Origin of the sequence: Pseudomonas sp. TH37, from assembly GCF_016650735.1 — a bacterium.
In the GTDB taxonomy this organism is placed as follows: Bacteria; Pseudomonadota; Gammaproteobacteria; order Pseudomonadales; family Pseudomonadaceae; genus Aquipseudomonas; species Aquipseudomonas farris.
On record NZ_JAEKFD010000013.1, the window covers coordinates 63,076 to 75,538 of the forward strand.

Annotated in this window: 11 protein-coding genes; 6 read left to right on the forward strand and 5 right to left on the reverse strand. The window is 60.8% G+C overall.

Annotated features, from left to right (window positions below):
* Positions 1–131 precede the first annotated feature (131 nt).
* The gene (locus tag JFU11_RS25670; RefSeq protein ID WP_123720390.1) at positions 132–1,448 is read right to left on the reverse strand and encodes a Na+/H+ antiporter NhaC family protein; all 1,317 of its coding nucleotides are present in this window, start codon (positions 1,446–1,448) and stop codon (positions 132–134) included.
* Positions 1,449–1,823: 375 nt separating this feature from the next.
* On the opposite strand from JFU11_RS25670, the gene JFU11_RS25675 reads away from it, so the two are divergent.
* On the forward strand, positions 1,824–3,971 hold the full coding sequence (locus JFU11_RS25675; RefSeq protein ID WP_201062492.1) for a methyl-accepting chemotaxis protein: 2,148 nt from the start codon (positions 1,824–1,826) through the stop codon (positions 3,969–3,971).
* A 281-nt stretch (positions 3,972–4,252) separates the two neighbouring features.
* Here the strand turns inward: JFU11_RS25675 and JFU11_RS25680 are convergent, their stop codons facing one another.
* The 4 genes from JFU11_RS25680 to JFU11_RS25695 are packed head-to-tail and all read right to left on the reverse strand — an operon-like array spanning position 4,253 to position 6,863.
* Positions 4,253–5,566 (reverse strand): sensor histidine kinase, encoded by a 1,314-nt coding sequence (locus JFU11_RS25680; protein WP_123720392.1) that lies wholly within the window; start codon positions 5,564–5,566, stop codon positions 4,253–4,255.
* A complete protein-coding gene (locus JFU11_RS25685; protein WP_007907723.1) occupies positions 5,563–6,231 on the reverse strand; it encodes a response regulator transcription factor in 669 nt (222 codons plus the stop codon). Before JFU11_RS25685 ends, JFU11_RS25680 begins: the two co-directional genes overlap by 4 nt.
* 3 nt (positions 6,232–6,234) lie before the next feature.
* On the reverse strand, positions 6,235–6,555 hold the full coding sequence (locus tag JFU11_RS25690) for a PepSY domain-containing protein (RefSeq protein ID WP_123720393.1): 321 nt from the start codon (positions 6,553–6,555) through the stop codon (positions 6,235–6,237).
* Positions 6,555–6,863, reverse strand: a complete 309-nt coding sequence (locus JFU11_RS25695) for a PepSY domain-containing protein (RefSeq protein ID WP_123720394.1) — start codon at positions 6,861–6,863, stop codon at positions 6,555–6,557. Before JFU11_RS25695 ends, JFU11_RS25690 begins: the two co-directional genes overlap by 1 nt.
* 177 nt (positions 6,864–7,040) lie before the next feature.
* On the opposite strand from JFU11_RS25695, the gene JFU11_RS25700 reads away from it, so the two are divergent.
* From JFU11_RS25700 to codA, 5 genes are all read left to right on the forward strand, one after another.
* On the forward strand, positions 7,041–8,120 hold the full coding sequence (locus JFU11_RS25700; protein WP_123720395.1) for a patatin-like phospholipase family protein: 1,080 nt from the start codon (positions 7,041–7,043) through the stop codon (positions 8,118–8,120).
* A gap of 85 nt (positions 8,121–8,205) precedes the next feature.
* Positions 8,206–8,562: a 6-carboxytetrahydropterin synthase QueD gene (gene queD, locus JFU11_RS25705; protein WP_003173033.1), complete on the forward strand. Its 357-nt coding sequence runs from the start codon at positions 8,206–8,208 to the stop codon at positions 8,560–8,562.
* 262 nt (positions 8,563–8,824) lie between these two features.
* A complete protein-coding gene (locus JFU11_RS25710) occupies positions 8,825–9,649 on the forward strand; it encodes an alpha/beta hydrolase (RefSeq protein ID WP_201062493.1) in 825 nt (274 codons plus the stop codon).
* Between the two features lie 243 nt (positions 9,650–9,892).
* Entirely contained in the window at positions 9,893–11,164 is a 1,272-nt protein-coding gene (codB, locus tag JFU11_RS25715) for a cytosine permease (RefSeq protein ID WP_201062494.1), read from the forward strand.
* A gap of 13 nt (positions 11,165–11,177) precedes the next feature.
* Complete coding sequence (gene codA / locus JFU11_RS25720) at positions 11,178–12,422, forward strand: cytosine deaminase (RefSeq protein ID WP_123720398.1); 1,245 nt, start codon at positions 11,178–11,180, stop codon at positions 12,420–12,422.
* Positions 12,423–12,463: the final 41 nt, after the last annotated feature.

A 12,463-nucleotide genomic window follows, 5' to 3' on the forward strand; every position in this document is an offset into this window, starting at 1 on the left:
AGGCCAATTCAAAAGTTGAACGCGGTCATTGTGGGAGCGTGGCTTGCCCGCGATTCAGGCGCCGCGGTTTATCAGGCACACCGCGTAATCGTTCATCGCGGGCAAGCCACGCTCCCACAAGGTAAATGTGGTTACAACACCATCGCCGCCACCCAGCCAAACGCCAGCAATGGCAGGTTGTAGTGCAGGAAAGTCGGGACCACGGTGTCCCAGATGTGGTGATGCTGGCCGTCGATGTTCAGACCGGAGGTCGGGCCCAGGGTCGAATCCGACGCGGGTGACCCGGCATCGCCCAATGCGCCGGCAGTGCCGACGATGCACACGATGGCGATCGGGCTGAAGCCCAGTTGCACGCACAGCGGCACGAAAATCGCCGCCAGAATCGGTACGGTGGAAAACGACGAGCCGATGCCCATGGTCACCAACAATCCGACCAGCAACATCAACAGTGCACCAATGCCTTTGCTGTGGTTGATCCACGACGCCGAGGACTCCACCAGCGTCTGCACATGACCGGTGGCTTTCATCACTTCGGCAAACCCGGACGCGGCAATCATGATGAAGCCGATCATCGCCATCATCTTCATACCTTCGGTGAACAGGTCATCGGTGTCGCGCCATTTGACGATCCCCGACACCGAAAAGATCAGGAAGCCCACCAGCGCCCCGATAATCATCGAGTCCAGCAGCAACTGAACAATGAACGCGGCGGCAATGGCCAGACCGGCGATCATCAGGCTCATTGGGTTGTACTGCACCGCGACCTGTTCGACTTTCTCGATTTTCTCGAGGTCGTAAACGCGCTTCTTGCGGTAGCTGATGAACGCTGCCGCGAGGCCAAACACCATGCCCAGCGCCGGAATACCCATGGCATGGGTGACGTTGATACCGCTGATGTCCACGCCACTACGGGCGACGTTGGCCAGCAGGATTTCATTGAGGAAGATGTTGCCGAAACCCACGGGCAGGAACATGTACGGCGTGATCAAGCCGAAGGTGATGACACAGGCAATCAATCGACGGTCCAGTTGCAGTTTGGTCAGCACATATAACAGTGGCGGCACCAGCAACGGGATAAAGGCGATATGAATCGGCAAAATGTTCTGGGAGGCGATGGCCACCACCCACAGCAGGCCGATCAGCAGCCATTTGACATTTCCGCCACCGTTGGCGTGCTGGCGATCGACCATGGCCAGGGCTCTGTCGGCCAGCGCATGGGCCAGGCCGGACTTGGCGATGGCCACCGCGAACGCGCCGAGCAAGGCATAGGACAACGCAACCGTCGCCCCGCCACCGAGGCCGCTGTTGAAGGCTTTCAGGGTCGCGTCGATGCCCAGGCCACCGGTCAAGCCACCGACCAGTGCGCCCACAATCAGCGCGATCACCACATGCACGCGGGACAGGCTGAGTATCAGCATGATGCCGACCGCGGCAATTACTGCATTCATTGTTGTTACCTCAAAAGCAGCGCGGTGAGGCAATCACCGCCAAACGGAATGAGTCCGGCCGGCAGTCTGTATGAGCGCCGCCAGCGGATGGAGAAAAGGGTTTTATTAGAGGGCGCGCACTGTGCCGGACCGATGCTGGCTTGTCAAAGCCAACGCCAACCCCGTAGGAGCTGCCGAAGGCTGCGATCTTTTGATTTTCAACGACCTCGATGACGCCAGAAGATCAAAAGATCGCAGCCTTCGGCAGCTCCTACAGGGTATGAATCAGTGCCATAAGGGTGTGAGTCGATATTCGGCCCAACGACATAAAGAAAGCCGAATCACAGCCGCTACAGTGCAAAGTCTCAGATATTTATCGAATAAAAGGACGTTTCCATGTCGCTCAGACAACTTTCCATTCAATGGAAAATCACCCTGCTGGCCGGGCTGTGCCTGGCGGGCATCGTGACCCTGCTGGTAGGGCTTTCGCTGTATCGCATGGAGCACAGCTCCGCGCTAGTAAAAGCCTCAAGCATGGAGATGCTGACCGAAGCCGCCCAGGCGCGCATCGAGTCCCAGGGGGAAGTCCAGGCGCTGGGCATTCGTCAGCAATTCATGGACGCCTATCAATATGGCCATGGCTTCTCGCGGCAGGTGCTGTTTTTGCGCGATCAGGCGGAGAAGCGCTTTCTCGATGCCTTCGACCTGCGTGAAGACCTGACCCGACAGGTCAAGTCGGCCCTGCAAGCCAACCCGGAACTGCTCGGCCTGTCGCTGGTGTTCGAAGCCAATGCGCTGGACAACAAGGACGAGCTGTTCGCCGGCCAGGCGGAGTTGGGCAGTAACGACAAGGGCCGTTTCGCCCTGTACTGGTCGCAACCTGTGCCTGGCAAGGTGGCCTCCATGGCCCTGCCGGAAAGCGACATGGCCGACACCAGCACCGGCCCCAGCGGCGAGCCGGCCAACGCCTGGTTCACTTGCCCGCGCACCACGCTCAAGCCTTGCGTGATCGAACCCTACTTCTATGTGATCGACGGCCAGAACGTGCTGATGACCAGCATCGTGTTCCCGCTGATGGTCAACGGCAAAGTCATCGCCTCGCTGTCGGTGGACATCAACCTCAACAGCCTGCAAGCGATCAGTCAGAGCGCCAGCAAAAAACTCTATGACGGCCAGACCAGCGTCAGCATCATCAGCCCGGTCGGCTTGCTGGCCGGCTACAGCCGGGACGCCAGCAAACTCAGCCAACGCCTGGACGCCGTGGACACAACCGACGGTGCCGAACTGCTCCGCCGCCTGACCACCAGCAGCAAGACCGAAAGCCTGCACAGTAATCAGCAATTGAAAGTGCTGTCGCCGTTCCAGCCGATCCCCGGCGGCAAATCCTGGGGCGTGCTGCTCGACGTGCCGGAGAAGGTCCTGGTCGGCCCCGCCGAAGCGCTGAAAAAACAACTCGACGACAGCAACACCGCCGGTACGCTGATTGAACTGTGCCTGGGTGTGCTGGCGGCGCTCGTCGGTTTGCTGTTGGTATGGCTGATGGCGCGTAGCGTGACCCGACCGATCCTCGGCGTGGCCCGCATGCTGGAAGACATTGCCAGCGGCGAAGGCGACCTGACCCGGCGCCTGGCCTACGACAAGCCGGATGAACTGGGCCAGTTGGCCGGTTGGTTCAACCGTTTCCTCGACAAGCTGCAACCGATCATCGCCCAAGTGAAACGCTCGGTGCAGGACGCCCGCAGCACGGCGGATCAGTCGTCCGCCATCGCCACCCAGACCAGCGCCGGCATGGAGCAGCAATACCGTCAGGTCGATCAGGTCGCCACCGCGTCCCACGAAATGAGCGCCACCGCCCAGGACGTCGCCCGCAGCGCCGCGCAGGCGGCACAAGCGGCGCGCGATGCCGATCAGGCGACCCGTCAGGGTTTGACCGTGATCGGCCGCACCACCGCCAGCATCGACCACCTCGCCACCGACATGAGCGCGGCCATGGTGCAGGTCGAAGGCCTGGCAGCGAACAGCGAGAAAATCGGTTCGGTGCTGGAAGTGATTCGCGCCATCGCCGAACAGACCAACCTCTTGGCACTGAATGCCGCCATCGAAGCCGCCCGCGCCGGTGAAGCCGGACGCGGTTTTGCTGTGGTGGCCGATGAAGTGCGCAACCTGGCGCGGCGGACTCAGGAGTCCGTGGAGGAAACCCGTCTGGTGATCGAGCAGTTGCAGAGCGGTACTCAAGAGGTAGTGAGCTCGATGAACAATAGCCATCGCCAGGCTCAGGGCAGTGTCGAACAGGTCGGTCAGGCGGTGACGGCGTTGCGGCAGATTGGTGATGCGGTGACGGTGATCAGCGATATGAACCTGCAGATTGCCAGTGCGGCTGAAGAGCAAAGCGCGGTGGCTGAAGAGATCAATAACAACGTGGCGACCATTCGGGATGTGACCGAATCGCTATCGGGGCAGGCCAATGAATCGGCGCGGGTGAGTCAGTCACTTAACAGTTTGGCGAATCAGCAACAGAGCTTGATGGATCAGTTTCGCGTGTAACGCAGATTCCGCGTCCACCGAGGATCCAAATGTGGGAGCGAGCCTGCTCGCGAAGTCGTTGTGTCAGGTGACATCGATGTTGACTGTACTGCCGCTATCGCGAGCAGGCTCGCTCCCACAGGGGTTAGTGATTGTCCGAAAAATTTGCAGGCAACACAGATCCATGTGGGAGCGGGCTTGCCCGCGATGAGGCCATAACATCCAACATCTATGTTGACTGTTACATCGCCATCGCGGGCAAGCCCGCTCCCACAGGTTAAGCAGCGTTCTTTGGATCGAGGTCAGCGTTTGGGCAACTCGATCATCACCTTCAACCCGCCCCACTCGCTTTCCTGCAACTTCAACGCCCCGCCCCACGTGTCGACGATGTCGCGCACGATGCCCAACCCCAACCCATGCCCATCCGTCTGTTCATCAAGCCGGGTACCGCGGCTGAACACCTGAGTGCGCTGGTCTTCGGGAATTCCCGGCCCATCGTCTTCCACACTCAACTCAAACCTTTCTGCCGTTTCGACCACGCTCAACCGCACCTCGGCATCTGCCCATTTGCAGGCGTTGTCCAGCAGGTTGCCGAGCAACTCCAGTAGATCTTCGCGATCCCACGGCAGTTGCAAACCGGCCGGCGCGCGGTAGCTCAGCTCGAGGTGTTCGCCGTGGATCATGTTCAACGTGGCCAGCAATCCCGGCAGTTCCGCATCGCAATCAAACAGCGCCCCCGGCAGTGCATCGCCGGACAGCCGGGCGCGGTTGAGTTCGCGATTGAGCCGTTGCTGAACCTGTTCCAGCTGCGCCTGCATGACTTTGCGCAGCTGCGGGTGAGCATCGAGTTTTTCGCTGGAAGCCAGGCTCAACAACACCGCCAGCGGGGTTTTCAAGGCATGCCCAAGATTGCCCAGCGCGTTGCGCGAGCGCTTGAGGCTGTCTTCGGTGTGGGCCAGCAAATGGTTGATCTGCGCCACCAGCGGTTCCAGCTCCAGCGGCACTTCTTCATCGAGTTGCGAGCGCTGGCCCTGCTGCAACTGGGCGATTTGCTCGCGGGCTTTTTCCAGAGGACGCAAGGCGCGGCGCACGGTGATCCGTTGCAACAGCAAAATCAACAACAGCCCCGCCAACCCCAACCCGAGGCCGACCTGTTGCATGCGCCGGAAGCTCTCGCGCACCGGGGTGTAGTCCTGGGCGACGCTGATGGAAATCGCCTGGCCCAACCGACGGTAGTCCGAACGCAATACCAGCAGCTGCTGCCCTTCCGGCCCCAATTGCAGATTGCTATGCAGGCCAGGGTGTCCAAGCTGCGGCAGCTCCTGATCCCATAACGAGCGGGAACGCCAATGGCTGTCGGCGAAATCGATACGAAAGTAATGCCCGGAGAACGGTCGCTGATAGGCCGGCGCCAAGTGTCGCTCATCCAGTTGCAATCCCTGCGGCCCACGCACCAGCGCCACCAGCAGGTTTTCGCTGTCGTTGCGCAGCCCGGCTTCGAGGTAGCGCTGCAACCCCATTTCGAACAGCCAAAGGCTGGTTTGCGCCAGTACCAGGCCGACGATCACCATCACGCTGATCAGGCCCAGGCTCAAGCGGCGCTGAATCGACCTCACTGGGCTTGCCCGCCGAACAGGTAACCCTGACCGCGACGGGTTTCGATCACGCTACGGCCGAGCTTGCGTCGCAGGTGATTGACGTGAACTTCCAGCACGTTGGAATCGCGCTCGGTTTCACCGTCGTAGAGATGTTCGGCGAGGTGGCTTTTGGAAAGGATCTGTTCGGGGTGCAGCATGAAGTAGCGCAGCAAGCGAAACTCGGCGGCGGTGAGCTGGATGTCGGCACCGTCGCGGGTCACGCACTGACGACCTTCATCCAGATGCAAACCGGCGGCCTTGAGCGTCGGCTGATTGGCGTGGCCGTGGGAACGGCGTAACAGTGCCTGGACTCGCAAGTGCAGCTCTTCGGGGTGAAACGGTTTGGTCAGGTAATCGTCGGCGCCGGCCTTGAGGCCTTCGATCCGCTCGGCCCAGGAACCGCGCGCCGTGAGGATCAGCACTGGCGTGGCCAAGCCCCCGGCCCGCCATTGCGCCAGCACGTCGAGCCCCGGCAAACCCGGCAGGCCGAGGTCGAGGATGATCAGGTCATAGGGCTCGCTGCTGCCCTGGTACACCGCATCGCGGCCGTCGGCCAGCCAGTCCACGGCGTAACCCTGCCGGTTGAGGCCGGCCATCAATTCGTCGGCCAGCGGCACGTGGTCTTCCACCAAGAGCAAACGCATCGGTCAATCTTCCTTGTCTTTCAGTAAATGGCCGGTGGTGGCGTCGAGGTCCAGCTCGCGTACCACGCCTTCGGTTGTCAGCAGCTCGACCTCGTAAATGTAGACGTCGTGCTTTTCCTCAAGCTCGGCTTCCAGCAGCTTGGCCCCGGGATAGAGGTCCAGCGCTTGCTGCAAGAGCTGCTCCAGCGGCAGGATCACACCTTGTTGGCGCAGGCGCAGGGCCTCGTCCTGATCCAGGTCGCGGGCCATGACCACCGAGCAAAAAGCCAGGAGCGCCAGCGCCATCCGACTGCTGGTGCGCCGATTAAAAGAAAACACCTTCATTACGTATCCTGATGATCCTTGAGAACCTGCCCGCTGACAGCGTCCAATTCCAGGTCCCACTCAAGGCCCTGCGGATCGCGCAGTTCCACCTGGTAGATGTACTTGCCGTACTCTTCTTCAAGCTCGGTTTCGGTGATTTTGGCGCCGGGATGTTTGGCCAATGCCGTGGCGTTGAGCTTCTCGAAGGACACAATGGTACCAGCGTCGCGCAGTCTCAGGGCTTCGTCGGGGCCGAGGTCTCGCGCATGAGCGATGCTGGCGGTCATGGTGATGATGGAGGCGGTGAACAGGGCAGTCAGGATTTTCATGGGTGTCTCCGTATTTTTTTATGTGTTGCTACGAGCGTCACCTTAGTGATTCGAACTTAACTGAAACTGAATTGCCATCATTGGGGCTGGCACCACAATATCGCAGGCTCCCACAATGGATCCATGCACCTGCAGAACGCGCTTATAATCTCCCGCCTGCCAGACATCGAGACCGGTATGACCGCGATCCACATCAAGTTCCCTTCCCTGACCCTCAAGGCCGGGCCGCGTGCCTTGGCGCGCATCCGTGCAAATGGCTTGAGCGCCGCCGATGTGGGAACGTTGCCGGGCGCCGCCGGTGGCCCGAAAGCGTTGGGAATTCAGGGGCTGGATCTGGCGCTGTTCGGCGAATGGCTGCCGGCGGCGCCCCGGGAGCGTTCGCTGATTGGTGCGTCGGTGGGTTCCTGGCGCTTCGCCAGCGCCTGCCTGCCGGATGCCGCTGAAGGCATCCGCCGCCTCGGTCAGCTGTACACCGAGCAGAACTTCGCCAAGGGCGTGACCATGGCGCAGATCAGCCAGAGCTCCCGGCGCATGCTCGATGACTTGCTCGACGGCCGCGATGCGTCAATTCTGGATAACGCCCACTACCGACTGAACATCATGGTGGTCAAAAGCCACGGCCTGCTGGCGGACGATCATCGTGGTCGGCTGGGGCTGGGCCTGTCGTCGGTGATCGCCGACAACCTGCGCGGGCGCGCGCGGCTGTCGCGGCATTTCGAGCGGCTGATCATCCACGACCCGCGCCTGGCGCCACCGGTCAACGCATTGAATGACTTCCCGTCGCGCTTCGTTGCGCTGGATGCCGGCAACCTGCGCCAGGCCCTGCTCGCCTCGGGCTCGATCCCGATGGTCATGCAAGGTGTGCGCGACCTGCCGGGTGCCGGCGCCGGGACGTTTCGCGATGGCGGACTGCTGGACTATCACCTCGACTTGCCCTACAGCGGCAACGACATCGTGCTGTATCCGCACTTCACTGATCGAGTGATCCCCGGCTGGTTCGACAAGACCCTGCCATGGCGCCGCGCCTGCCCGGTGCGTTTGCAGGATGTTCTGTTGCTGGCGCCGTCGAAGGAATACCTGTCGCGCCTGCCCTACGGCAAACTACCGGACCGTAACGATTTCAAGCGCTTCATGGGTGACGCCCCGAGCCGGCAGAAATACTGGCGCGCGACGATGGATGAAAGCCGTCGTCTGGGCGATGAGTTCCTTGAACTGGCCGCCAACGGTCGCCTCGGCGAGCGCTTGCTGACCCTTTAGTCAGTGTTTTGCCCAGAGCTCTGGTAAACTCGCCACCTGCCCATATCGCCGCGGCGATCGCCACCTGACAGAGCTGAACATCACTGTGGAAATCTTCAAAGAATTTACCTTCGAGTCCGCCCACCGCCTGCCCCACGTGCCGGACGGCCACAAGTGCGGTCGCCTGCACGGTCACTCGTTCAAAGTGGCGATTCACCTGAGCGGCGACCTCGATCCGCACACGGGCTGGATCCGCGACTTCTCGGAAATCAAGGCGATCTTCAAGCCGCTCTACGAGCGCCTGGACCATAACTACCTGAACGACATTCCTGGCCTGGAAAACCCGACCAGCGAAGTGCTGGCCAAGTGGATCTGGAATGAATTGAAGCCCCTGCTGCCGGAACTCAGCGCGATTCGCATCCACGAAACGTGCACCAGCGGTTGCATCTATCGCGGTGAATAAACCGATCTAAAGACAACGAAAATCCCTTGTGGGAGCGACCTGTGGCGAGGGGGCTTGCCCCCGTTGGGTTGCGAAGCAGCCCCAAAATCGCTGATATACCAAAGATCTTGTGAGTGCTACGCACTCAAACGGGGGCAAGCCCCCTCGCCACAGGGCTCCCACAAGGGAAACTGCGTTTCGTCAGTGAATATAAAAACAGCCTTCAATGGCTGTTTTTTTATGCCTATGCTTCTTGGCTCGCACATGCCAAGAGGACGCTCCCATGGCTGACTGGCCGCTGGCTCAGACCTATCGCTTCAACGGGCATTCCGTGCGCTACGCCGTGCGTGGCGACGGTCCGCCGCTGGTGTTCGTGCATGGCACACCCTTCTCTTCTTATGTGTGGCACAGGATTGCACCGCACTTCATCACCACGCACCGGGTGCACTACTTCGATCTGCTGGGTTACGGGCAATCCACTCAGCCGGACGGCGACGTGTCGCTGGGCGTACAGAATCAACTGTTGGCGCAATTGCTGGAGCACTGGGGCCTGGAACGGCCAGACGTGGTGGCCCACGATTTCGGCGGCGCCACCGCGTTGCGCGCGCATCTGCTGAACGGCAAGGATTACCGCAGCCTGACGCTGATCGACCCAGTGGCGCTGTCGCCCTGGGGATCGCCGTTCGTGCAGCATGTGCGTCGGCATGAAGCCGCATTCAGTGGACTGCCCGATTACATTCAGCAGGCAATTGTGCCGGCCTATATTCGCGGCGCGATCAAGCGCGAGATTCCCGATCATGAGCTGGCGCCCTATGTGCAGCCTTGGCTGGGAGACCCGGGACAAGCGGCGTTCTACCGGCAGATCGCGCAGATGGATGAACGTTATACCCGTGAGGTCGAAGGGCTGTACCCGACGATTCGCTGCCCGGTGCAGATTCTTTGGGGGAAGGACGATCAGTGGATTCCCATTGAGCGCGGCCAGACGCTGCATCAGATGATTGCGGGGTCGCAGTTTCACGCCATTGCCAATGCCGGGCATCTGGTTCAGGAGGATGCGCCGGAGGCGATTGTGGCGGCGATATTGCGGTTTTTGCCGTTGGCAGGGTGATCAAAAATCAAAAGATCGCAGCCTTCGGCAGCTCCTACAGAGATCGGTGTAGGCGCTGCCGAAGGCTGCGATCTTGGCAATTCCAGCAACACCATAAATGTTCCAATTTGACTCAACCCCGCACCGCTTTCGAGCCCTCTCCGGGTCAAATCCGCCTGCTCGTCTATAAATAACAACACCCTCGCGCCATTGGCACGAGCACTGCAACACCCCCCGCGTCCTCCATCCAGCAAGGAACGCCACATGACGCAGAACGATTCGGGCAACGATTACCCCCTCAGCGAAGTCCCGATGCATGCCCGCAAGGGACTTGCCTCCACCGCCATGGTGCTACTGGGTTTTACCTTCTTCACCGCGACCATGTTTGCCGGCGGCAAGCTCGGTGTGGCGTTCAGTTTCGGCGAGATGATGGCGGTGATTATCGTCGGCAATCTGCTACTGGGGATCTACGCCGCGGGGCTGGGCTACATCGCCTTCAAGAGCGGCCTCAACTCGGTGCTGATGGGACGTTTCTGCTTCGGTGAAGTGGGCAGCAAACTCAGCGACCTGATCCTCGGTTTCACCCAGATCGGCTGGTACGCCTGGGGCACCGCGACGGCAGCCGTCGTACTCGGTAAATATTTCGAACTGAGCGACGGCACCGTTCTGGGGCTGATGGTGCTGTTCGGCCTGGGCTTTTGCGCGACGGCGTACATCGGCTATCGCGGGCTGGAGATTCTGTCGTACATCGCCGTGCCGGCCATGATGTTGCTGCTGATGCTGTCGATGTGGGTCGCAACAGTAAAGGTCGGCGGGCTCGAGGGCTTGCTCGCGGTGGTTCCGACGGGAACGCTGGATTGGTCGACCGCGATTACCCTGGTGTTCGGCACGTTCGTCAGCGGTGCGACGCAAGCAACCAACTGGACACGTTTCTCCCGTTCAGCACGGGTTGCGGTGTTGGCGAGCCTGATCGGCTTCTTCGTCGGCAACGGTCTGATGGTGTTGATCGGTGCCTATGGGGCCATCGTCTATCAGCAACCGGACGTGGTCGAAGTGCTGCTGTTGCAAGGTTTCGCCATGGCCGCGATGGCGATGTTGCTGCTCAACATCTGGAGCACCCAGGACAACACCATCTACAACTTCGCCGTCGCTGGCTGCAACCTGCTGCGCACCGGCCGACGCAGAACCGTGACCCTGTCCGGCGCGGTGATCGGTACACTGCTGGCACTGCTGGGCATGTATGACATGCTGGTGCCTTACCTGATTCTGCTGGGCACAGTGATTCCGCCGATTGGCGGAGTGATCATGGCCGACTTTTTCTTCCGCTATCGGGGCCGCTACCCACGTCTGGCCGACACACGGCTGCCCGCGTTCAACTGGCCGGGACTGAGCGCTTATGCGGTCGGCACAGTCGCCGCCTTCAGCTCGCCGTGGGTCGCGCCGCTGGTAGGGATTGCCGTAGCCGCGCTAACGTATGTGCTATTGACCGGGGTACTGGGTGCCCGTACCGCCGACGCACCACTACAAGATCTCTAAAAGGATTCGCCTGATGCATATCATCAACGCCCGCCTGCGCAACCAAGAAGGCCTGCATGAGTTGCACCTGGAAAACGGCCTGATTCACAGCATTGCCCGGCAAACCGAAGCCCCGTCCCTGGGGCCTGATGACCTGGACGCCGGCGGCAATCTGGTGGTGCCGCCCTTCGTCGAGCCGCATATTCACCTCGACGCCACCCTGACCGCCGGCGAGCCGCGCTGGAACATGAGCGGCACGCTGTTCGAAGGCATCGAGTGCTGGGGCGAGCGCAAGGCGACCATCACCCAGGAAGACACCAAGACCCGTGCCAAGAAGACCATCCAGACCCTCGCCGCCCATGGCATTCAGCATGTGCGCACCCACGTCGACGTCACTGACCCGGAACTGACCGCGCTCAAGGCAATGCTCGAAGTCCGCGAGGAAAGCCATCATCTGATCGACCTGCAAATCGTCGCGTTTCCTCAGGAAGGCATCGAGTCGTATCGCAACGGCCGAGAGCTGATGGAAGAAGCGATCCGTCTGGGCGCCGATGTAGTCGGGGGCATTCCGCATTTCGAATACACCCGGGATCAGGGCGTGAGCTCGGTGAAGTTCCTCATGGACCTGGCCGAGCGCACCGGTTGTCTGGTGGACGTGCATTGCGACGAAACCGACGACCCGCACTCACGCTTCCTTGAAGTGCTGGCCGAAGAGGCCCGCAGCCGCGACATGGGTTCACGCGTCACCGCCAGCCACACCACGGCCATGGGCTCTTACGACAACGCTTACTGCGCCAAACTCTTTCGCCTGCTCGGGCATTCGGGGATCAGTTTTGTCTCCTGCCCGACCGAAAGCATTCACCTGCAAGGACGCTTCGATAACTTCCCGAAACGCCGTGGCGTGACCCGGGTGAATGAGTTGCTCGAAGCGGGAATGAACGTGTGTTTCGGTCAGGATTCGATTGTCGATCCGTGGTATCCGCTGGGCAACGGCAACATCCTGCGGGTGCTCGAGGCTGGATTGCACATCTGCCATATGCTCGGTTATCGCAATCTGCAGAGCGCGCTGGATCTGGTGACCGACAACAGTGCCAAGGCAATGAACCTGGGTGATCGTTATGGGCTGGAACAAGGGCGACCGGCGAATCTGTTGATTCTGTCGGCGGACAGCGATTATGAGGTGATTCGTAGCCAGGGTTTGCCGCTGTACTCGGTGCGGGGTGGCAAGGTGTTGATGAAGCGGCAGATGCCGGTGGTGGAATGGGCGGATCAGCTTTAGAAAGTCGCTGACCAGACGGGCCTCTTCGCGGGCGAGCCCGC